The organism is Vibrio sp. V30_P3S12P165 (assembly GCF_009904905.1).
Taxonomy (GTDB): Bacteria; Pseudomonadota; Gammaproteobacteria; order Enterobacterales; family Vibrionaceae; genus Vibrio; species Vibrio fujianensis.
The window spans coordinates 22,675-45,573 of record NZ_WXWH01000053.1 but is presented as its reverse complement, the minus strand read 5'-3'; the positions used below and the strand labels follow the sequence as shown (position 1 = coordinate 45,573).

Annotated in this window: 18 protein-coding genes and 1 tRNA gene; 12 read left to right on the top strand and 7 right to left on the bottom strand. The window is 43.3% G+C overall.

Annotation, left to right across the window (positions count from 1 at the left end):
• Nucleotides 1-61: 61 nt before the first annotated feature.
• From CAG57_RS10670 to CAG57_RS10660, 3 genes are all read right to left on the bottom strand, one after another.
• A tRNA-Pro gene (locus CAG57_RS10670) sits at nucleotides 62-138 on the bottom strand.
• 62 nt (nucleotides 139-200) lie between these two features.
• The gene (locus CAG57_RS10665; protein ID WP_161426983.1) at nucleotides 201-2,000 is read right to left on the bottom strand and encodes a DUF3413 domain-containing protein; all 1,800 of its coding nucleotides are present in this window, start codon (nucleotides 1,998-2,000) and stop codon (nucleotides 201-203) included.
• A 34-nt stretch (nucleotides 2,001-2,034) separates the two neighbouring features.
• Nucleotides 2,035-2,250 carry a YejL family protein gene (locus tag CAG57_RS10660; protein WP_161426982.1) on the bottom strand — a complete coding sequence of 72 codons (216 nt, stop codon included), beginning with the start codon at nucleotides 2,248-2,250 and terminating at the stop codon, nucleotides 2,035-2,037.
• An 84-nt stretch (nucleotides 2,251-2,334) separates the two neighbouring features.
• On the opposite strand from CAG57_RS10660, the gene yejK reads away from it, so the two are divergent.
• A complete protein-coding gene (gene yejK, locus CAG57_RS10655) occupies nucleotides 2,335-3,342 on the top strand; it encodes a nucleoid-associated protein YejK (protein WP_099611352.1) in 1,008 nt (335 codons plus the stop codon).
• 62 nt (nucleotides 3,343-3,404) lie between these two features.
• Here yejK and nhaC read toward each other — a convergent pair whose 3' ends face one another.
• Nucleotides 3,405-4,847: a Na+/H+ antiporter NhaC gene (nhaC, locus tag CAG57_RS10650; RefSeq protein WP_161430690.1), complete on the bottom strand. Its 1,443-nt coding sequence runs from the start codon at nucleotides 4,845-4,847 to the stop codon at nucleotides 3,405-3,407.
• A 423-nt stretch (nucleotides 4,848-5,270) separates the two neighbouring features.
• Here nhaC and asd point away from each other — a divergent pair, with 423 nt between their 5' ends.
• Nucleotides 5,271-6,383 carry an aspartate-semialdehyde dehydrogenase gene (gene asd, locus CAG57_RS10645; RefSeq protein ID WP_161427246.1) on the top strand — a complete coding sequence of 371 codons (1,113 nt, stop codon included), beginning with the start codon at nucleotides 5,271-5,273 and terminating at the stop codon, nucleotides 6,381-6,383.
• Nucleotides 6,384-6,484: 101 nt separating this feature from the next.
• Here the strand turns inward: asd and CAG57_RS10640 are convergent, their stop codons facing one another.
• On the bottom strand, nucleotides 6,485-7,120 hold the full coding sequence (locus CAG57_RS10640) for a YchE family NAAT transporter (protein ID WP_161427245.1): 636 nt from the start codon (nucleotides 7,118-7,120) through the stop codon (nucleotides 6,485-6,487).
• 628 nt (nucleotides 7,121-7,748) lie between these two features.
• On the opposite strand from CAG57_RS10640, the gene adhE reads away from it, so the two are divergent.
• Nucleotides 7,749-10,421, top strand: coding sequence for a bifunctional acetaldehyde-CoA/alcohol dehydrogenase (gene adhE, locus CAG57_RS10635; RefSeq protein WP_099611351.1), 2,673 nt, complete (start codon nucleotides 7,749-7,751; stop codon nucleotides 10,419-10,421).
• Nucleotides 10,422-11,122: 701 nt separating this feature from the next.
• On the opposite strand, the gene rne is transcribed toward adhE, so the two are convergent.
• Entirely contained in the window at nucleotides 11,123-14,188 is a 3,066-nt protein-coding gene (gene rne / locus CAG57_RS10630; RefSeq protein WP_161428001.1) for a ribonuclease E, read from the bottom strand.
• A 613-nt stretch (nucleotides 14,189-14,801) separates the two neighbouring features.
• Between rne and rluC the strand changes: the two genes are divergently transcribed.
• Nucleotides 14,802-15,752: a 23S rRNA pseudouridine(955/2504/2580) synthase RluC gene (gene rluC / locus CAG57_RS10625; protein WP_161428000.1), complete on the top strand. Its 951-nt coding sequence runs from the start codon at nucleotides 14,802-14,804 to the stop codon at nucleotides 15,750-15,752.
• A gap of 19 nt (nucleotides 15,753-15,771) precedes the next feature.
• Here rluC and CAG57_RS10620 read toward each other — a convergent pair whose 3' ends face one another.
• On the bottom strand, nucleotides 15,772-16,353 hold the full coding sequence (locus CAG57_RS10620) for a Maf family protein (RefSeq protein ID WP_161427999.1): 582 nt from the start codon (nucleotides 16,351-16,353) through the stop codon (nucleotides 15,772-15,774).
• 212 nt (nucleotides 16,354-16,565) lie between these two features.
• Here CAG57_RS10620 and yceD point away from each other — a divergent pair, with 212 nt between their 5' ends.
• The 8 genes from yceD (at nucleotide 16,566) to fabF (ending at nucleotide 22,847) form a co-directional block, all read left to right on the top strand.
• Nucleotides 16,566-17,090, top strand: coding sequence for a 23S rRNA accumulation protein YceD (gene yceD / locus CAG57_RS10615; protein WP_099610160.1), 525 nt, complete (start codon nucleotides 16,566-16,568; stop codon nucleotides 17,088-17,090).
• 31 nt (nucleotides 17,091-17,121) lie between these two features.
• On the top strand, nucleotides 17,122-17,292 hold the full coding sequence (rpmF, locus tag CAG57_RS10610; protein WP_021019534.1) for a 50S ribosomal protein L32: 171 nt from the start codon (nucleotides 17,122-17,124) through the stop codon (nucleotides 17,290-17,292).
• A 9-nt stretch (nucleotides 17,293-17,301) separates the two neighbouring features.
• Nucleotides 17,302-18,327: a phosphate acyltransferase PlsX gene (plsX, locus tag CAG57_RS10605; protein WP_161427998.1), complete on the top strand. Its 1,026-nt coding sequence runs from the start codon at nucleotides 17,302-17,304 to the stop codon at nucleotides 18,325-18,327.
• 5 nt (nucleotides 18,328-18,332) lie between these two features.
• A complete protein-coding gene (locus CAG57_RS10600) occupies nucleotides 18,333-19,283 on the top strand; it encodes a beta-ketoacyl-ACP synthase III (protein ID WP_099610162.1) in 951 nt (316 codons plus the stop codon).
• 75 nt (nucleotides 19,284-19,358) lie between these two features.
• Complete coding sequence (gene fabD, locus CAG57_RS10595; protein WP_161427997.1) at nucleotides 19,359-20,282, top strand: ACP S-malonyltransferase; 924 nt, start codon at nucleotides 19,359-19,361, stop codon at nucleotides 20,280-20,282.
• A 25-nt stretch (nucleotides 20,283-20,307) separates the two neighbouring features.
• On the top strand, nucleotides 20,308-21,042 hold the full coding sequence (gene fabG, locus CAG57_RS10590) for a 3-oxoacyl-ACP reductase FabG (RefSeq protein ID WP_099610199.1): 735 nt from the start codon (nucleotides 20,308-20,310) through the stop codon (nucleotides 21,040-21,042).
• A gap of 234 nt (nucleotides 21,043-21,276) precedes the next feature.
• Nucleotides 21,277-21,513 carry an acyl carrier protein gene (acpP, locus tag CAG57_RS10585; protein ID WP_000065130.1) on the top strand — a complete coding sequence of 79 codons (237 nt, stop codon included), beginning with the start codon at nucleotides 21,277-21,279 and terminating at the stop codon, nucleotides 21,511-21,513.
• A gap of 89 nt (nucleotides 21,514-21,602) precedes the next feature.
• Nucleotides 21,603-22,847: a beta-ketoacyl-ACP synthase II gene (fabF, locus tag CAG57_RS10580; protein ID WP_099610164.1), complete on the top strand. Its 1,245-nt coding sequence runs from the start codon at nucleotides 21,603-21,605 to the stop codon at nucleotides 22,845-22,847.
• Nucleotides 22,848-22,899: the final 52 nt, after the last annotated feature.

Genomic DNA, 22,899 nt, shown 5'->3' with positions numbered 1-22,899 from the left:
AGTGATTATTTATCCCTCTGATAAAAAAAAAGAGAGCCGAAGCTCTCTTTTTTTAGGTGTATGGTCGGACTGAGAGGATTTGAACCTCCGACCCCCGACACCCCATGACGGTGCGCTACCAAGCTGCGCTACAGTCCGATGGGCGTAATGTACTTATTTTTATTGTCATCGTCAAGCCGAAAAAAGCTTAAAGTTATGATTTAATTATCTTTTGAATAAAAACGCTGCAATTCGGTTAGCCCTTGCATCAAAATAGGTAGCGTCGGATTTTGATCGGTTAATCGCTGATAGTTTTCATCATACAGCTTAAAATTACCAAATTTATCTATTACGGTTGTATGCTGGTCAGTAATAAGTGCTAACTCGCGTGAGTCACCAGCGAGTATCCAACGTCGTCGGTTTTCATTAAATAAATTTTTGCCACTGCTAAAGTCACTTGGGTTGGAAGATACCCCTAGTAAATCTTGTAATAAAGTGACCGAGAAGTCTAAATGGCTGGTTTGATGAGTAAATGTGGTAGGGACTTTGCCCGGCCAGTAGATAATCATTGGAACCTGCAATTGGTAGCGGCTGTAATTACTGTTCGCTCCCCAGCTATTGGTTTTGGTTTCATTAAATTCTGTACCGTGGTTAGAGGTGATGACCACAATGGTGTTATCGAGTAGCTGCAACTCGTTTAACTGAGCAAATAATTGGGCTAATTCGTGATCGGCTTGCGTCACCGATTCGTAATAGCTGTGACGAAGTCTCTCGGTCGTGTTTGATTTCTCATTATTGCTGGCCATACTATTAAATTGACTAACAGTAGTCAGTTCTATAAAACTCATCCAAGGTGAATTTTGTTCTTGAGCCCACTGCGCCCAGCGTAGAATCGTTTGTTGATCATGACTGATATCGGCCTCAAAAGATAACTTGGTAAGCGGTAACCCACGAAAGACGGTTTCTTGGAATAGAGGATCTGAAAAGTTATCGCTACTGAATAAGCCAAACTCATATTTCTGCTCTTGCAGGGTATTAACCAAAACGGGTAATGCACCTTGAACCTTAATACTGCTGGCGTAGCTGCTTGGTAAGCCATAGAACAAGCCAAACATGCCATACATATCATTGCTAGAACTAAAATGATTATTAAAAGTCAGTGCATGACTGGCAAACCGATAAGTATTTGGCATTAATTGCGGCGTCACAACATCAGCACGTAGGTTATCCACACTAGCAATGACGATGTTTAGATGGTTCGCTCTGCGGCCAAATTCAATTTTTTCCAACGGATAATTGACTAAATCAACGTTGTTTTTATTCTCTTCTAGCCGCTTTAAGTATTCATCTCTATCTAATAAGCCATGCTTTTCCATAAAGGATTTGGCTGTCATGGGGTAGGAGAGGGGAAAGTTGGATTTTTGACTGGTAACGGGGGCATAGAAATAAGCATCCGACCAAACATAAATGATATGGCTGGTGATAAAGCTAACAAAAAACACCGCTGCTAAAGGTCGTCCAATGCGTTTATGAGAAAGCTTGCGTTGTTTTCGCCATACCCACTCAGATAACGCCAGTTGTAGTAAAAAGATCAAAGGTAGAACGACAAACAAGTGCTGTAGATCGGTACTAATACTACTTTCATCGCTGAACAATAGTTCCCATACAACCGGGGTGAGATGCAAATTAATGGTTTGATAGGTTTGCGTATCAATTAAAAGAGCGGTTAAACCTAATGTAGCAAAACAGACCGCAGAAAAACGGAATAATGTCCGTGATGGAATAACAAAAGTAAGCGGAAAAAGAACGAGTAAATAAAGCGCAAAGACTAAAAAACCAAAGTGTCCCACCCAAGAAAAGACGAGATAAAATTGCCCTAACAGCGTGTCTGGCCATGGTGTCTGAGTAATATAACGCGTACCGATAAGCATGGCTGCAATAATATTAAAGAAAGCAAACCAGTGCCCCCAGCTTACTAAACGTGATACTCGCTCGCCGTATGTGTTTCCGCTATCTACCATGGGTTTTTCTAGTTATCCAGTGTTGTGAATGAAATTAATTTTGTAAAGATGAAGTTAATGCCTGAGCAAACTTCTCTGCAATGGCTTTACGTTGGGAACTGGCTACATCATGATTGAGTACATTGGTAGCAATGTTACCAGCGATCATCAGCGTGAGTTCTGGAGACGCATGATGTTTATCAAGCACGGCCGCGATTTCGGTCAGGATCGTTTCAACTTGTTCGTCACTGTATTTCGATGTAATTGGCATAAAGACTCTATAGATGATAGTAAAAGCGGCTTATGATAACCTACTATGCCTTACAACTGAAACCAGTACGACGATTATTTCACTATGAGTTTGCACCTTTCTAATGTCATTTTGCATCAATTATGTAAAAACGATAACGATGAGTTAATGGTTAATTACCGGACTCAATCGCTTGATAACGATACCGCGACCGAAAAACTAGTCGCTGAGCTGCATCGCGTTTTTAACGCGAAAGCCGGGAAGGGGTTTGGGTCGTTTAAATCCGACAGTGATGTCCTAGGTTGGTTAAACGCTTTGCGCAAAGGTGAGCAAGATTTTTATACGTTTTCTCAAATGAGTGCTCAGAAACTAAAAAATGAGTTGATCAAATACCCATTCGCCGATGAAGGTATTCTTGTGTTTGCAGAATATCAATCGTTAGCGACGCACTTTTTATTTATCGGTTTATTGCCACTTAACCAAAGCTTAAAGGTGACTGAGGGGTTAGATATTAGCGCCACAGATTACTTAGACATTAGCAAAATGGACATAGCAGCAAGGATTGATCTGTCTAGTTTTGAAACGGATAAGGATTCTAATCGCTATCTTTCCTACATTAAAGGTCGGGTGGGGCGTAAAGTGTCAGATTTTTTCTTGGATTTCTTACAAGCAGAGATCGGATTGGATCCCAAGCAACAGAATTTAGTGCTTATGCAAGCCGTGGAAGATTTTTGTACCGATGCTAAATTAGAAAAAGAAGAGGCGATCAGTTATAAAAAACAAGTTTACGACTACTGTAATGATCAAATTAAATCGGGGGATGAAGTTCAGGTCAAAGAACTTTCGGGGGAATTACCATCAAGCCAAGATGGAACGAGCTTTTTTGAATTTACTCGTGAACACGGTTATGAGTTAGAAGAAAGTTTTCCTGGCGATCGTTCTGCGGTCAGAAAACTGACCAAGTATGTAGGCGCGGGGGGCGGGCTTAATATTAGTTTTGATAGTTTATTAATGGGAGAGCGAGTTTTTTACGATCCAGAAACCGATACGTTGACCATCAAAGGGACTCCTCCCAATTTACGTGAACAATTAACGAGAAAAAGTCAGTCATAATCGGTCATACCACGAAGAAAAAGGAGCGGAGACGCTCCTTTTTGATCTTGGTGAGTTTAAGATTAGATCGATTGACGTTGTAACTCGGCTGCTTCGTCCGTATTCTCGGTACAGGCTGTTACGCTTGGTTCACATTTGTCAACAAACCATCCCATATATGAAGTGAAAATGGTCACGGCAATACAAACAAAGCTAAGCCACATAAACGGTGCGTAAGAGAGCGTCGCCACCCCTAAGATGCTAGCCATATAAATACCATTGTCACTCCATGGCACCATACCGGAAGTGAGCGTGCCGCCAAATTCAGCATTGCGGGATAGATTTTTACGTTGATAGCCTAAACGGTCATAGTTTTTGGCGCAGATTTTAGGGGTAAGAATCAGCGAGACATACATTGCTGACCCAAAGATGTTACCCATAAATGCAGTACCAATGGTGCTGGTTGCTAGTGAACCACTATTTGTCACGCGACGTTCAAATAGTTTGGCAATGGTTTCTAACACGCCGACTTTATCAAGCAAGCCACCAAAGCCAAGGCCAAAAATAATCACAGCCACCGATCCGAGCATGGATGACATACCCCCACGATTTAAGATTGAATCAATGAAGTCAACGCCAGAAGAAATGCTAAATGGTGCCCATGCTGTATTAAATGCAGGAAGAAATTCGACATCTTGAATCATTATCGCCCAGATAATGCCAAGCAGTGACCCAAAGCTAATCACAGGGAAAGATGGCATACGCATAGCGAGAAGGCCCAAAACAATCAACACCGGAATAAAAGAGTAAGGCGTGATATAAAACTGTGTTTCCATCGCATTGATAACGGATTGGACCTGCGACATATCGACATTACCCGCATAATGAAACCCAAATAAGGTAAACATGATTCCGGTGATAATGTAGCTAATTAACGCGATTGGCAACATGCCTTTAATGTGTTCCACCACTTCAACGTTAGACATTGATGAAGCGAGAATAACCGAATCGGACAAAGGTGACATTTTGTCGCCAAAGTAACATCCAGATAAAACAGCACCAGCCGTCACGGGGGCGGGAACGCCGAGCCCTTGTCCGATTCCCATCATGGCGATCCCAGCGGTTCCAGCCGCTCCCCAAGAGGTTCCGGTTGCTAACGCGGTGAGAGAACAAATAATCATGGTGGCAAGTAAGAAAATCGATGGATGAATGGCTTTTAATCCATAATAAATGATGGTTGGAACAATCCCGCCAGCGATCCAAGTACCAACAAGAGCACCAACCGCAAGAAGAATCAATACAGCGCCTAATCCATTGGAAATGCCATTCAAGGCGGCTTTTTCTAATGCTTTGTATTGGTGACCAAGACGAATACCGAGCACCATAATAATAAACCAGCCAATATAAAGGGCGAGTTGGATGGGCAAATCAAACTTAGCCGTAAACGAAAAAGCCAATAATAAAAACAGACCCAGTGCAACAATCACTTGTAGCAAACTGGGTAAGCGTGGTGGGGCCTGTGTCATGTTTAGAACCTCGTGTTCGATGATAATACTAAGGAGATTGGGCGTCCTTATCAGTTCGAATAGACTTTACATTAAAAGGAATAATATATCGAATTCAATGATAACTGTTGTGATTTATATCGATAAAGTGGTTGTTTTGTAGGCTTAAATGTTGCTAGTTGGCAAATTTAATGAAATAAAAAAGTTTGTAGTGTGGTGTTTTCGTGTAACTAAATATCAATAATTAAGTAAACTTTTAATTAATAAACTCTAAAAAAAGAAAAGATAAGCTTTATTAGGGGGTTGAACTTAAAACAGTGTTAAAGCACAGTAGATAGAAAATAAAGTCTCAAATTAACGTAATCAAATGTTGAGATTTTAGATTGAACCACTTATAGATGTGGGTGGCAGTTTTTTTATTTGAACACACGGAGAGTTAGTGTAATGAGAGTAGGTTTAGTGGGTTGGCGTGGCATGGTCGGTTCAGTACTGATGCAGCGTATGGTGGAAGAAAAAGACTTCGATCTCATCGAGCCGGTATTTTACAGTACATCACAAATTGGCATTGCTGCGCCTAACTTTGGTAAAGATGCAGGCGTGTTACAAGATGCGTTTGATATCGACAGTTTGAAGCAGTTAGATGCCGTAATTACTTGCCAAGGTGGTGGATATACAGAAAAAGTTTATCCGGCACTTCGACAAGCCGGATGGAAAGGTTATTGGATTGATGCTGCATCAACGTTACGCATGGATCCTGAAGCTATCATCACCTTAGATCCTGTCAACTTTAATCAAATTCAACAAAGTATCCATCAGGGAACGAACACCTTTGTTGGCGGTAATTGTACGGTTAGTTTGATGTTAATGGGGCTTGGAGGCTTATTTGAGAAAGGATTGGTTGAATGGACCAGTGCCATGACTTATCAAGCTGCATCTGGAGCTGGCGCACAAAACATGCGTGAACTGATTTCACAAATGGGCGTGATAAATGATTCAGTTAGCTCAGAGCTTGCAAATCCTGCGAGTTCAATTTTGGATATCGACCAAAAAGTCGCGGAAACGATGCGTTCCTCATCGTTCCCAACCGACAACTTCGGCGTGCCTTTGGCTGGCTCACTCATCCCATGGATTGATGTGAAGCGTGAGAATGGACAGAGCAAAGAAGAGTGGAAAGCTGGTGTTGAAGCCAATAAAATTTTAGGCTTGCAGGATTCACCCATTCCAATTGATGGAACGTGTGTTCGTATCGGAGCTATGCGTTGTCACTCTCAAGCGTTAACTATCAAGTTAAAACAAAATGTCCCTCTCGATGAAATTGAAGAGATGATCGCTTCACATAACGAGTGGGTTAAAGTGATTCCAAATGAGCGTGATATTACTGCGCGTGAACTGAGCCCAGCGAAAGTGACGGGGACGCTTTCTGTCCCTGTCGGGCGTTTACGTAAAATGTCGATGGGGGATGATTTTCTCAATGCCTTTACGGTAGGAGACCAGCTTTTGTGGGGAGCAGCCGAGCCATTGCGTCGAACGTTGCGAATTATCCTCGCTGAAAAATGATTTCCGCTATGTTGAATGATTATTAAGAAAGCGCATTGGGCGCTTTCTTAATTTGTAACCGTGTCTTAATTTGTAACTATGTGATAATGAATAATCGGTATCTAAGCGAGGCCAGGGAAAAGGCTGCGCAAACCGTTGGCTATGAACTCCACGCCCAATGCTGCTAAAATTAGCCCCATAATCCGGGTGATCACGTTGATGCCGGTTTGCCCAAGGATGCGTATAATATAAGGTGCTGAGCGAAATAGTAACCAAGAGCTGAGACTGAAAACGGCAATGGTTAATGCAATGCCAGCCGTGTCTAATATGCCTGGATAGCGTGCGCTGTAAACAATGGTTGAGCTAATGGCACCAGGGCCCGCCATTAAAGGCATCGCAATAGGCACGATTCCGATTTGTTCCCGGCTGATATGCGCCGATTTTTCTTGTTTATTTTGTTTATCTTCCCCCAGTTTCCCGCTCATCATTGAGAATGCAATGCTGATCAATAACAAGCCTCCCGCGACTCTGAAGGAATCGAGCGAAATGCTAAACATATCCAACAGGACTTGTCCGCCGAGTAGGGCCGTAATCAAAATCACGGCTACTGCTATATTGGCGGTCGCTGCGGTTTTGTTTTTTTCTTCCGCAGTCATATGGCTGGTTAAGGAGACAAACACCGGCATAATGCCGACTGGATTAACGGCAGCAACCAAGCCTAAAAAGAATTGAAGAAAAATAGCAAGTTCAAGATACATGAAAGGTTCTCTTGGCGATCATAAGAAGATAATAAAGCGCGCGTAATGTATGCTAATCTGCGCAAAATCACGAATGAAAAAAACTATCGTATTGGTTTGCTCATGATTAAGAAAACTAATCGTTAAAGAATAGTGTAAATAAATTGTTGCAATTGATGGCTAATGGGTGAGTTGGTGTGGAAAGTTTGTTAACGTTAGCACACTTTAGCGAAAAAATAGTGACAACAGTGGAGAGTTAAGCTTGCTTTTATATACTGGTAAGTAGCACATGAAATGTTGGTCACAAATGAGGGTGTTGTTTAAAAATGAAACTTTTTTACAGATTGTTGTAGTTTTTTTAGTTTTTTGATGCGTAAACTTTGTTTTTGGGATACTTATTTCTTGGTTTTGTTTTTCTTTTAATTCATTGTGTTATCTGTTGTTTTTTCACGGTATTCCCCCTAAACTCGTAATTACTTTTTGATAACTGATCTGAGTCAATTTTTTTCAAACAGTGAAATATTATACTCAGTCGTGAAAGCTATTTACTAAGTCTCTGATTCGGTAGGTTATGAAGACCATAGAAAAGCATCAGGTTATCGATTTAATAAAGAGTTTTTAACATTTTTCTATTTTTAGGAGATTCACTATGCCTGTTACTAATTTGGCTGAACTTGATGCTCTCGTTGCTCGCGTTAAAGCAGCACAAGCAGAATTTGCCACTTTCTCTCAAGAGCAAGTTGACAAAATTTTCCGCGCTGCATCACTAGCCGCAAACCAAGCTCGTATTCCACTAGCGCAACAAGCTGTCGCGGAATCTGGCATGGGGATTGTGGAAGATAAAGTTATCAAAAACCACTTTGCGTCAGAGTTTATTTACAATAAATACAAAGACGAAAAAACCTGCGGCATTCTTGAAGAAGACGACAATCTCGGAACCATGACAATTGCAGAGCCAGTTGGTATTATCTGCGGTATTGTTCCTACCACCAACCCAACGTCTACCGCTATCTTTAAATCTCTTATTTCTTTGAAGACTCGTAACGGTATCATCTTCTCACCACACCCACGTGCAAAAAATTCAACCAACGCTGCGGCGAAATTGGTGCTTGATGCCGCTGTAGCAGCTGGTGCGCCAAAAGATATTATCGGTTGGATTGATGAGCCTTCAGTTGAATTATCTAACGCATTGATGAAGCATGATGGTATCGCACTTATCCTTGCGACTGGTGGCCCTGGCATGGTTAAAGCGGCTTACTCTTCAGGTAAGCCTGCAATTGGTGTTGGGGCGGGTAACGTACCTGTTGTTATTGATGAAACTGCTGATATCAAACGTGCTGTGGCTTCTATTTTAATGTCTAAAACGTTCGATAACGGTGTGGTTTGTGCCTCTGAGCAAGCTGTTATTGTAATGGATGAAGTGTATGACGAAGTGAAAGAGCGCTTTGCCACACATAAAGCTCACGTTTTAAGTAAAGCAGATGCTGATAAAGTCCGTAAAGTATTGCTAATTAATGGCGCATTGAACGCAAAAATTGTGGGTCAGCCTGCCACTGCAATCGCCGAAATGGCGGGAGTGAAAGTACCTGCTGATACTAAGATCTTAGTCGGTGAAGGTATTGGCGAAGTTTCTTATGATGACGAATTCGCTCATGAAAAACTGTCTCCAACATTGGGTATGTTCCGTGCTTCTTCATTTGAAAATGCAGTCGACCAGGCTGTGAAAATGGTTGAAATCGGTGGTATTGGTCATACTTCTGGCCTATATACAAACCAAGACGTGAATGCAGAGCGTATCCGTTACTTCGGTGATCGTCTAAAAACAGCACGTATTCTTGTTAACATCCCAACGACTCACGGTGGTATTGGTGATCTATACAACTTTAACGTTGCACCTTCTTTGACGCTTGGCTGTGGTTCTTGGGGGGGTAACTCTATCTCTGAAAACGTCGGTCCTAAGCACTTAATCAACAAGAAAACAGTGGCTAAGCGAGCTGAAAACATGTTGTGGCATAAACTTCCAAAATCTATCTACTTCCGTCGTGGAAGCCTTCCTATTGCCCTTGGTGATCTAGAAGGTAAAAAACGCGCCTTCCTCGTTACTGACCGTTTCTTATTCAATAACGGCTATGCAGACGATGTGGTTAGCTTGCTAAAAGCACAAGGCATGGAGGTGCAAACTTTCTTTGATGTAGAAGCGGATCCAACGCTGTCTGTTGTGAAGAAAGGTGCTGATGCGATGATGAGCTTCCAACCAGACGTTATCCTTGCACTTGGTGGTGGTTCACCAATGGATGCAGCAAAAATTATGTGGGTAATGTACGAGCACCCAGAAACGCATTTTGAAGAGCTTGCTATGCGCTTTATGGATATTCGTAAACGTATTTACAAGTTCCCTAAAATGGGTCAGAAAGCAGAATTGGTCTGCATCACGACCACTTCCGGTACAGGTTCAGAAGTAACCCCATTTGCAGTTGTGACAGACGATACAACTGGGGCGAAATACCCACTGGCTGATTACGAGCTAACACCTAACATGGCTATCGTGGATGCGAACCTTGTTATGAACATGCCTAAGTCTCTTACTGCATTTGGTGGTTATGATGCGGTGACTCACGCTCTAGAAGCTTATGTCTCTGTTCTGGCTAACGAATACTCTGATGGCCAAGCACTTCAAGCTTTGAAAATGCTAAAAGAGTACTTACCTTCAAGCTATAAGAATGGCGCAGCAGACCCAATCGCTCGTGAAAAAGTACATAACGCAGCGACAATTGCAGGTGTAGCATTTGCAAACGCTTTCTTAGGTGTATGTCACTCTATGGCCCATAAAATTGGTGCAGAGTTCCATATACCACATGGTCTTGCGAACGCATTGCTTATCTCTAACGTTGTGCGCTACAACGCGAATGATAACCCAACCAAACAAACTGCGTTCTCTCAATACGACCGTCCACAAGCACGCCGTCGTTACGCTGAAGTGGCTGACCACCTAGGCTTGAGCCAAGCGGGTGATCGCACCGCTCAGAAAATTGAACGTTTATTGACTTGGTTAGAAGAGTTGAAGAAAGAGCTAGATATTCCGTTATCTATCCAAGCAGCAGGCGTAAATGAGGCTGATTTCCTTGCAAAAGTTGACGAACTTTCTGTCGAAGCGTTCGATGATCAATGTACTGGTGCAAACCCTCGTTACCCACTGATTTCTGAGCTAAAAGATGTTCTTCTTGCTGCGTACTACGGTAAACCATTTGTTGAAGGCGAAACGTTCGAAGGAACAACCGTCATCAAGAAAAAAGAAGACCAAAAACCAGCAAAGAAAAAGTAAGCTGAGTTCGTGAGACGTTTTCGCTAGCACGAGATGTCTTCATGAAATATAAAAGCCCTTCTCTAAAACAGAAGGGCTTTTTGCTTAATGAAAGATAGCCTAATTTTTTATGATGTTTATTCGTGCATCCTACTAGTCGATTGTTTTCGTGTGCTCTTTCTTCCTCAATCCTACCTATTCTTGCTTATCAGAGGATAGCGACCATCCGTAGATTCTCAATCACTATACCCTTCCGACTTGAAGCTGCAGCGATGTAGGCTACGTTCGTTTATCTCAATCACATCGTTTGTCTATGCTCATGGGGATGATGAGAGCCATCCGTGGCTCTCACCAAAGGGCAGCCTACGGCTGTTCAAATTTGTTCCAGACAAATTTGTCACTCACTTGCCGCCTAGCTGCAACTTCAAGTCGTTTGGGTATCAGAGCGATATATTTTCGTTTTTATACAGCCTTAGCAAGATAGATTACAAAATTGGTTATTGGTGATCCATCAATGAGTTGATACGTTGGTTTAAAGCTGTCGATGTCATCGTGTTGGCTAGATAATTAGAGGCTTCATCATCCTGATTGAGGATGGAGGATAGAGGACTTATTCTCAGGATGCTGACTGGATAGTTTAAGCTTTTGATTATGAGCGATAGTGTTGTTGAAACATAAAAAAGGCTGCCATTGTTGGCAGCCTTGGGCGTTTTAACCTGACCTTAGAAAGACTGAGGTTTTGCCATCTCAGCACTTGCTTGATTTTTTGCGGCCTGACTACCGGCACCTTTAGGCTGATAGCGATCATCGCGTAACGGCGCTGCGATGACAGATATTTCCTTCAGATCATGAGTGCCTGGCGCTTTAGCCATCGGCGCAAACGCATGTCCTGCTTTGCGTTTAACCGTTTTAGCTTTAGGCTCATTAATCACGATAGGAGCTTCCTCTGGTAGCAGATCACTTTCAGGTGCGTCTTCTACTTCTTCCGTAGGAGTCACTGGTGTTGTCTCAACATCTAAGCTTATCGGCTCTACTGACTTAACCGACCCAGCATTAATGACTAACTCATTATTTTCACTATGTTGACTTTCAGTATCGATAGATTCAGCAATGGGTTGAGCATTAGCGACGATCAATGATTGATCTTCTGCGTTTTGTATAAGCTCTGTAGTCGGTTCCCGACGCAGAATAACTTTACCCATGGCCATTTCTGGACAAGCAAAGCCGCCGAGTAAGGGCGTTTGCTCTACTGTTGCTTGAGGTGAGACATCGGTCGTAACCAGTGGTGTCTGGTTTTGTTCACGATTAGGCTTAGCTAAATCATAACGAGGCATTACTTTCCCCATAGCCATTTCAGGAGAAGCGACCCCACCTTTACGTAAGCGGAATGGATTTGGGCGACGATCACGACCACGACGGCGACGTTGACCACTGGCACGTAAGTGACGAGGTGAACGACGGTTACGACGCTGTTTTTGTTCTTCTTTGCCTTCATTACCATGATTGGCGTTTGGCAATATTTCAGAAGCTAATGTATCAATCGCTGGATCTTGTTCAACCGGTTTGGACTCAGGAGTATTGACAGCAGAGGTGGTCGGTTTGGCTTCATTATCTATGGCTGATACCGGGTTATCTTTTACCACTCGAATTGATTTTTCCAACTTACGACGTTGACGACGTTCTTTAATGACAGCCGGTTTTGACTCTTTGACTTCAAATTGAGTAACCGTTTCTGGTTGAACTGCGGTATCTTTCAACGCCTCTTCAGCAAGTTGACGCCCTTGCTCTTGCAATTTTGTCGTCTGTGCATTGTCACGTTTATTACGACGTGGTTGCTCACTACGTTCTTGTTTGGGTTTGCGCTCTTGCTGTGCCTTGCGAGGGGCGTTTTCTTTATCAGCTTTATTTTTACTGCTGTTGGTTTCTTCGTTATTCGCTTTACGTCGTTGGTTCTTATCTCGAGGGTTACGGCGGCGATCATTGCGTTCACGACGAGCTTGAGAAGGCTTCTCTTGCTCCGGTTTTGCTGGCGTTTCATCTTCTTTAGGTGCCGTTGGCTCATGGCTAAATAGCCCTGATAATGCACTTAATACCCGACTAATTAATCCAGGTTTAGTCGGTTGCTCAGTGGGGGCCTTGGCTTGCTCTGTTTTGGGTTGAGGGGCAGGAGCGGTTTGCGCCGGTGCTGCAAATCCTTTTAATACAGGCTCTTCTAAACGTTTAGGTTTAACGTCTACTTCTGCAGCTTCTTTGCTTTCCGCTTCTTTCAGTTGTTCGAGCTTTTTAGGCACTAAATAAGAAAGCATCTCTTGTTCTTCACCTTCACGGACACGAATCACTTCAAAGTGAGGCGTTTCCATATCAGAGTTAGGAACAATGGTAATTTTCACTGCTTGATTACGTTCAATATGGTTTACTGAACGACGTTTCTCATTGAGTAAGTAGGAAGCGATAGAAACGGGGACAACCGCTAGAACTTGAGAGGTATTATCTTTTAAAGCTTCTTCTTCAATCAGACGTAATACAGAAAGTGCCAGTGATTCATTATCACGAATAACCCCAGTACCAGAGCAGCGAGGACAAATATGGTGGCTGGCCTCTGCTAACGATGGACTTAAGCGTTGACGCGACATTTCCAATAAGCCAAAGCGAGAAATACGGCCAATTTGCACACGAGCGCGATCTAGGCGAACCGCTTCACGTAAGCGATTTTCTACTTCACGCTGGTGGCGTACAGGTGTCATATCGATAAAATCGATAACAACTAAGCCTCCTAGATCTCGTAGACGGAGCTGACGAGCAATTTCATCCGCGGCTTCTAAGTTGGTGTTCAATGCCGTTTCTTCGATATCACCGCCTTTGGTTGCTCGGGCGGAGTTGATGTCAATCGAGGTTAGTGCTTCTGTTGGGTCAATGACAATAGAGCCGCCAGAAGGTAAGCGAACTTCACGTTGGAAGGCCGATTCAATTTGGCTTTCAATTTGGAAATGACTAAATAGTGGTACATCCCCTTCGTATTTTTTCACCCGATTGACGAAGTCTGGACGAACCAAACGAATATGCTCTAATGCACGTTCATAGATGGTGTTGCTGTCGATAAGAATTTCACCAATATCACGACGGAGGTAGTCGCGAATTGCACGGACAATGACGTTACTTTCTTGGTGAATTAAGAAAGGAGCCGGATTAGACTCAGAAGCTTGCTTAATCGCGCTCCAGTGGTTTAATAGGACATTTAAATCCCATTCTAACTCTTCGGCACTTTTGCCAACGCCAGCAGTACGGACGATAAGCCCCATACCTTGTGGTAAGACTAGTGTGCTGAGAGCGGCCTTTAGTTCCGTGCGTTCATCACCTTCGATACGACGAGATATTCCGCCAGCACGAGGGTTATTCGGCATTAGCACTAAGTAGCTACCAGCAAGAGAAATAAAAGTCGTTAATGCGGCCCCTTTGCTACCACGTTCTTCTTTTTCCACTTGGACGATGACTTCTTGACCTTCTTTTAGCACTTCTTTAATGCTTGGACGGCCTTGATAGCTATAACCTTCTGGAAAATATTCGCGGGCGATTTCTTTGAGGGGGAGGAATCCGTGTCTTTCGGCACCGTAGTCAACAAATGCGGCTTCTAGACTCGGTTCAATGCGGGTAATGCGTCCTTTGTAAATATTAGCTTTTTTAGATTCATGTCCAGGACTTTCGATATCTAGATCGAACAGTCGCTGGCCATCGACCAAGGCGACACGCAACTCTTCTTTTTGAGTTGCGTTAATTAACATTCTTTTCATTTAAAATCTCGTTGTATTTTCTTCGTTTTGATTATTATTCTTGCTGCTTTTTTTCGTTTTCATGGTGCCAGATCCCATGGCTATTGGTTACAGCCTCCCGGCTGGAGGGGATGCTCTGAGGGCACATCAGTCATCACAAGCATACGATTGCCTGTGATCCGCATAGTGGCGGAGAGTACTCAACATGAAAAGACGAGGAGTAGGGCAACAAGAAGCTTTCATCAGTGATGTCTTACGCCACGTGCTGCATACTGATGTTTAGCGGAACTACTCACAAATTTGCTGCGAATAAAAAGATAAAACATCAAGCTTAACCTTTTGACTCGTTGCAGCCATGAACTATAGCAGTGACTGGTAAACTCAGCAATCAGCATTATCAGAAAGCGCTTAAATTTTTCATACGCTGGATAAAAATGTCACAGTTTTCTCGGTAAGGGAGCATAATCCAACGGTTGAAATTGTATTTTTATCAATAACGCAAACCTTTATTAATCGCGTATAAATGACACTTGCTGCTATTTTCAACAAATTAGTTTGGAATTGGTGACAACCAAGTTATTTTCCTTAGTTAAGAAAAGCGTGATTTTCCATAAATTACCGTTAAAATGCCCACATGAACGAAATGAGAACTGAAGTCCAATTTGTCGACATCGACGATGACATGGCAGGTCAACGTATAGATAACTTCTTACGTAACCAATTAAAAAATATACCGAAAAGCGTAATTTATCGAATATTACGTAAAGGTGAGGTACGAGTGAATAAAAAGCGTATCAAAGCCGAATATAAACTCGCCGCAGGGGATGTGGTACGGATTCCACCTGTCACAGTGGATATAAAAGAGCAAACGAACGCCGCGCTAAGTACCAAGCTAAACCGGGTCGCTGAATTAGAAGACTGTATTCTTTATGAAGATGAGCACCTATTGATATTAAATAAGCCATCAGGTACGGCTGTCCATGGGGGGAGTGGACTAAAGTTTGGCGCGATAGAAGCCTTACGGGCATTACGCCCACAGGCTCGTTTTCTGGAGTTAGTTCATCGCATTGATCGAGATACGTCCGGAATTCTATTAGTGGCCAAAAAGCGTTCAGCATTACGTCAGTTACAGAGTCAGTTTCGAGAGAAAACGGTACAGAAATATTACTATGCCTTAGTCATGGGAGAGTGGCAGACAAAGCATAAAGTAGTGAATGCACCTTTATTAAAAAATGAAGTCAATAGTATTGTGCGGGTAAATCCAGTAGGAAAGCCTTCAGAGACCAGATTTAGAATTATAGAGAAATTTCCCCAAGCGACGTTAATCCAAGCAAGCCCTATTACTGGACGAACCCATCAGATTCGAGTGCATACTCAATATGTTGGTCATCCCATCGCATGGGATGACCGCTATGGTGATCGCCGTTTTGATGCTTATGCTGCTCAATTTGGTATCAATCGGTTATTTTTACACGCAGCACATATTTTATTTTTGCATCCTGCGACAGGGGAGAAAATGGAGATACACGCTCCGTTAGAGGCTCAATTACAGCAAGCACTTGATAAAATGCGCCGACTAAATTAGTCGGCGCGAGCTGATTGCGCTATAAAACCGATACGCCTTCATTGGCAAGGAGTGTCACCAATTTTATTAAAGGTAAACCGACCAATGAGTTGGGGTCGTCTCCTTCTAATCGTTCGAAAAGAGCAATGCCTAGACCTTCGCTTTTAAAACTTCCAGCGCAGTAAAAGGGCTGCTCTATGTCGACATAACGAGCGGCTACTTCATGGGTTAGCCTACGAAAATGAACCGTATAGGTGTCGACGATCACCTGAGTATTTCGGGTGAGTGAGTTGTATAGCGCAAGCCCAGTATAAAAAGTGATGGCTCGTCCACTCTGGTTGAGTAGTTGCTCAATGGCCTGTTCTCGATGGTGGGGCTTTCCCACGATTTTTCCATCAATCACGCAAACTTGATCGGATCCTATCACCAAGCTGGGTTTGTCAAGCGAGCAGGAGAGCGCTTTATTGGTTGCTAAGCGAGTAACTAATTGTTCTGGCTCTTCATTGTTCAATGGGGTTTCATCACAATTGGGTTGTGTGGTGATAAACGGAATAGCGAGTTTTTCCAGCAATTGCTGACGATACGGTGAGGTTGACGCTAAAACTAGTTGGTAATTCTGCATTTTAATTTACAATTGTCGCGGCTTTGTAGGTAGCATATCGGATCTTCTGGTACTATCTCAAGCAGAGCACACTTGTTTCAAGAGTGAGGCGGTTAGTCTTACCCATTAAGGTATTGCGTTGCCATATAATAACGATAAATAAGAGTGGGAAAAGCAACTTTTTTGCCTTTTCCTTTGACTAAAACTATTTTGGAAGATAATATTCGCGCCCTATGCAAAAGGTAAAAATACCGCGAACGGTTGACCCGGCTAAAGCTGCTCAAAAACGACTTGATTACGATGGTATCATCCAACAGAGTCTTTTAAAGCGTTTAGAAGAGTCAGTCGCAGGCGTAAAACGCGACGCTCACGTCTCATTGTCATTTGGGATGGATGAACAGCAACTGGTTGTTATCTCTGGTAAAGCTAACATCGCAGTTGATTTAGAGTGTCAACGCTGTAATGAGTTATTCGCACATGAGTGCGAAGTCGAGTTTACTTATACTCCCTACTATAGTGAGAAAAGCGAACAAGATGCCCCGGACGAATATGATTTGGTAGATCTTAATGAGTACGGCGAGGTAGATCTCATTCAGTTAGTTGAAGACGAGTTCATCTTAAATTTGCCCCAAGTTGCGATGCATGATGAAGCGGATTGTAGCGTTAAATCAGACAATTTGGTGTTTGGTGAACTTCCAGAAGAAGTGTTGGAAGAAAAGCCGAATCCATTCGATGTTTTAAAAAGTTTAAAGAAGTAAATCTTTAAGCATTAACATAGGAGTAGGGTCCATGGCCGTACAACAAAACCGTAAAACACGTTCTAAGCGTGGCATGCGTCGTTCACACGATGCACTAACTACAGCTGCTCTTTCTGTAGACGCGACTTCAGGTGAAACTCACCTACGTCACAACGTGACTGCTGACGGTTACTACCGTGGCAAAAAGGTTATCAACAAGTAAGGTTGACCTTTGCAAAAATTAACCGTTGCACTTGATGCAATGGGCGGGGATTTCGGTCCTCGCGTTACAGTGCCTGCCGCCGTGCAGGCACTGTCGCATTTCCCAGAGCTAAAAGTGATTCTTGTTGGTGATCAAACAACGATTAACCAATACTTATCTTGGCTAGGTTACGAACCCGATGCTCGTTTGAGTGTGGTGCATAGTGACCGAATGATCTCTAACTCAGAAAAACCTTCATTGGCATTGCGTAATAGCCAAGATAGCTCTATGGGGCTGGCTATTGATTGTGTTGCTCAAGGTTGCGCGGATGCTTGCGTGAGTGCTGGCAATACTGGAGCATTAATGGCATTGTCACGTTTTCGTCTCAAGCTTTTACCGGGCATTGATAGACCGGCGCTTGTTTCCGCTTTACCGACAGCATCAGGCAAAAAAACCTGGTTGCTTGATCTTGGGGCAAATGTGTCGAGTGATGCCGATTCTCTCTTTCAGTTTGCGGTGATGGGAGCTGCATTGGCTGAACAACACTTGCATCGTCCACCTCGTGTGGCCATTTTAAATATTGGCGCAGAGGAAATAAAAGGCAATGATCTTGTCAAACAGTGCGCACAAATGTTAAAGCAAACACAGGCCGTGAATTTCATTGGCTATATTGAAGGGAATCAGCTATTAGTCGATGCTGCTGATGTCGTGGTATGCGACGGTTTTGTGGGTAATGTGTGTTTAAAAACGTGTGAAGGAACAGCACAACTCTTTATTGATAAGCTAAAAACTCGATTTTTAGCCTCATCCATAAAGGGTTGGCTAGCAAGAAAACTATTTTCAGATTTATTTAATGAATTAAAAACCTTGAACCCCGACCAGTATAACGGCGCAAGTTTGCTAGGATTACGCGGCATTGTGATCAAAAGTCACGGAAGTGCTGATGTATCCGCAGTCGTCAACGCGATAGGTGAAGCGGTTCATGAGGTAAAACGACAGGTCCCTAGCCGCATCAGCGATCGTTTGGAAGCGGTTTTACTCGAGAGGCATTATTAGTCTTCATGTATAGCAAAATTTTAGGTACAGGCAGCTACCTGCCAACTCAGGTGCGTACCAACGCAGATCTAGAGAAAATGGTAGAAACCAGTGATGAGTGGATTGTCACTCGCACTGGTATTCGTGAACGTCGTATTGCTGCTGAAAACGAAACGGTGGCAGATATGGCTTTTTATGCCGCCGAAAATGCCATTGAAATGGCAGGTATTGATAAAAATGCGATAGATCTCATTATTGTTGCAACCACCAGTGGTAGCCATAGCTTTCCTTCTTCCGCTTGTCAGGTACAAGCGAAATTGCAGATTAAAGGCTGTCCGGCTTTTGACTTGGCTGCGGCATGTTCAGGCTTTATGTATGGTTTATCGGTTGCTGATCAACATATTAAGTCCGGTATGTGTCGGCATGTGCTTGTGATTGGTGCCGATGCATTATCAAAAACCTGTGATCCGACCGATCGTTCAACGATCATCTTATTTGGTGATGCAGCCGGTGCGGTTGTGATTGGAGCCAGTGAAGACCCCGGTATTTTATCGACGCATATCAATGCCGATGGCGCATTTGGTGATTTATTGAGCCTTGAAGTACCTGAACGCGGTGGTAATCCCGACAAATGGCTGTATATGGCCGGTAACGAAGTCTTTAAAGTTGCGGTTACGCAACTGTCAAAATTGGTGAAAGACACGTTAGCAGCCAATAATATGCACAAGTCACAGTTGGATTGGCTTGTTCCCCATCAGGCTAATTATCGTATTATTTCAGCGACAGCCAAAAAACTGTCTATGTCTCTTGATCAGGTCGTTATCACTTTAGATCGTCATGGTAATACTTCTGCCGCAACGGTTCCAACGGCACTTGATGAGGCTGTTCGTGATGGACGAATTCAACGAGGTCATCTGCTATTGCTTGAAGCCTTTGGTGGAGGTTTTACTTGGGGCTCAGCGTTAGTACGTTTTTGAACCTCATTCAGTGATTTATTTAGTTTTAAGGAGTGTTATGACTCCTTATTCATTATTAAGGTTAAGGAATAGAATATGAGCAAGTTTGCTATCGTATTTCCCGGCCAAGGTTCACAAGTTGTTGGTATGCTTGCTGAACTTGGACAGCAATATGAAGTGGTCACACAAACCTTTGCCCAAGCCTCTGAAGTTCTGGGTTATGATCTATGGGCGTTGGTACAAAATGGTCCAGCAGAGGATCTCAATCAAACATTTCGTACTCAACCTGCACTTTTAGCCGCTTCTGTTGCCATTTGGCGAGTTTGGCAATCTTTAGGGTTTGAACAGCCAGAATATTTTGCTGGGCATAGTCTTGGTGAATATTCAGCGTTAGTGTGTGCAGGCGTGATTGATTTTCAGCAAGCAATTAAATTGGTTGAATTGCGTGGTCAGCTAATGCAAGAAGCGGTACCAGCCGGAACGGGTGCGATGTATGCGATCATTGGGTTAGACGATGATTCGATTGCTCATGCTTGTCAGCAAGCGGCTCAAGGACAAGTTGTTTCACCGGTTAACTTTAACTCACCAGGTCAAGTGGTCATCGCCGGACAAAAAGAAGCGGTTGAGCGTGCGGGTGTGCTATGTAAAGAGGCTGGGGCAAAACGTGCATTACCCTTACCAGTGTCTGTACCTTCTCACTGTGCGTTAATGAAGCCTGCAGCAGAGAAACTCGCGCTGGCGTTGGTTGGGCTTGAGTTTAATTCACCGAATATTCCTGTCATTAATAACGTTGATGTAATTGCAGAAACAGATCCGGCTAAGATAAAAGATGCCTTGGTACGCCAATTGTATAACCCAGTACGCTGGACCGAAGCGGTACAGAAAATGAGTGATGCTGGGGTTGAAAAACTGTTTGAAGTTGGCCCTGGTAAAGTGTTAACTGGCTTAACAAAACGTATTGTAAAAACAGTCGATGCTGCAGCTGTTAACGATCTTGCATCATTGGATGCCGTAAAATAAAGTGGGAAAAAACATGACGGAATTTATGAGTCTTGAAGGTAAAGTTGCTCTAGTCACTGGTGCAAGTCGTGGGATTGGTAAAGCGATTGCGGAAACACTAGTTGCTCGTGGTGCGACGGTTATCGGTACCGCCACCAGTGAACATGGTGCTGAAGCCATCAGTGCTTATTTAGGTGATAACGGGAAAGGGTTTGCTTTAAACGTCACTGACCTCAGCTCCATCGAGATGGTATTAAAAGCGATTAATGAACAGTTTGGCAGTATCGATATCTTAGTCAATAATGCGGGTATTACCCGTGATAATTTATTGATGCGCATGAAAGATGAAGAATGGACAGATATTCTCGATACTAACCTCACTTCCATTTTTCGCTTATCGAAAGCGGTGTTACGTGGCATGATGAAAAAACGCCATGGTCGTATCATTAATGTGGGTTCAGTGGTTGGTACCATGGGGAATGCTGGACAGACAAACTATGCGGCAGCAAAAGCGGGCGTAATTGGCTTTACTAAGTCAATGGCTCGTGAAGTTGCATCACGTGGTGTGACGGTTAACACAGTTGCACCAGGTTTTATTGAAACTGATATGACAAAAGCGCTGAATGATGAGCAACGTGCTGCTACACTAGCACAAGTTCCAGCGGGACGTTTGGGCGACCCACGGGAAATTGCTTCAGCAATTGCGTTTTTAGCGTCATCTGAAGCGGGTTACATTACCGGTGAAACATTGCATGTCAATGGCGGTATGTACATGGTTTAACGCCGGTTGTTTAATGGAATCGGGTGTTATATATCAAGTTAATACCGACTTCTGGTAACAGTTGGGTTTAAATTGCATAATATTTATGCATGACTTATATCAATAATGGTGTGAATTTCGGTTAAAATCGGTAAATTTGTGGTTTGACCAGCAAGCTCCCTCTTGCAACTTTCACTAGTTCGAATAAACTACGGAATCATCGCATTAGGCGAAATCTGTAAAGGAAAAGAAAACATGAGCAACATTGAAGAACGCGTAAAGAAAATCATCGTTGAACAGCTAGGTGTAGACGAAGCAGAAGTAAAAAATGAATCTTCTTTCGTTGAAGATCTAGGTGCTGATTCTCTAGACACTGTTGAACTCGTTATGGCTCTAGAAGAGGAATTTGATACTGAGATTCCTGATGAAGAAGCAGAGAAAATCACTACTGTTCAAGCTGCGATCGATTACGTAACCAGCAACGCTCAGTAATGTTCTCCCCAGGCGGCCTTCTAGCCGCCTGAGTTTTTCTCAATCTTTAATCCCTCTCATAGAATTTTTCAATTCCGGAGAATAAGATCGTGTCCAAGCGTCGTGTCGTTGTCACTGGCATGGGTATGTTGTCACCAGTAGGCAACACAGTAGAATCTTCTTGGAAAGCCCTGCTAGCTGGTCAAAGTGGTATTGTTAATATTGAGCACTTTGATACTACAAATTTCTCAACTCGTTTCGCAGGTTTAGTTAAAAATTTTAACTGTGAAGAGTACATGTCTAAAAAAGATGCCCGTAAAATGGATCTCTTTATCCAATATGGTATTGCTGCGGGTATTCAAGCATTAGACGATTCAGGTTTACAAGTGACCTCAGAAAATGCTTCCCGAATAGGGGTTGCAATTGGTTCTGGCATTGGTGGCTTGGATCTGATTGAATCAGGCCATCAGTCTTTGATCGAAAAAGGCCCACGCAAAGTGAGTCCATTTTTTGTCCCCTCAACGATCGTTAATATGGTTGCGGGCAACCTGTCGATCATGCGTGGCTTGCGTGGCCCGAATATTGCTATTTCAACCGCCTGTACCACAGGGCTACATAATATTGGTCATGCCGCACGTATGATTGCCTATGGTGATGCTGATGCCATGGTCGCTGGTGGTAGTGAAAAAGCATCAACCCCACTGGGTATGGCTGGGTTTGGTGCAGCTAAAGCGCTTTCGACCCGTAATGATGAACCACAAAAAGCTTCTCGTCCTTGGGATAAAGAGCGTGATGGATTCGTATTGGGTGATGGCGCTGGCGTGATCGTACTCGAAGAGTATGAGCTGGCGAAAGCTCGTGGTGCTAAAATTTATGCAGAATTAGTGGGTTTTGGCATGTCAGGAGACGCGTATCATATGACCGCGCCCAGTGAAGATGGTTCTGGTGGTGCACTCGCTATGGAAGCAGCCATGCGTGATGCTGGTGTGGCTGGTCGTCAAATTGGTTATGTCAATGCGCATGGTACTTCGACGCCTGCAGGGGATGTGGCTGAAATAAAAGGGATCAAACGAGCGTTAGGTGAAGAGGGGGCAAACCAGGTCTTAGTTTCCTCAACCAAGTCAATGACGGGTCACCTACTCGGTGCGGCGGGATCAGTGGAATCTATTATTACCATCATGTCTTTAGTTGATCAGATGGTTCCACCAACCATTAATTTAGATAATCCTGAAGAGGGGCTGGAAATCGATTTGGTTCCTCATACGGCACGTAAAGTTGATGGTATGGAATATGCGATGTGCAACTCGTTTGGCTTCGGTGGTACCAACGGTTCATTAATTTTTAAGCGCATTTAATTTCCTTTTTGACTTAACTTGTGTTTCAACGGCTTAGTGCTTAGCATTAGGC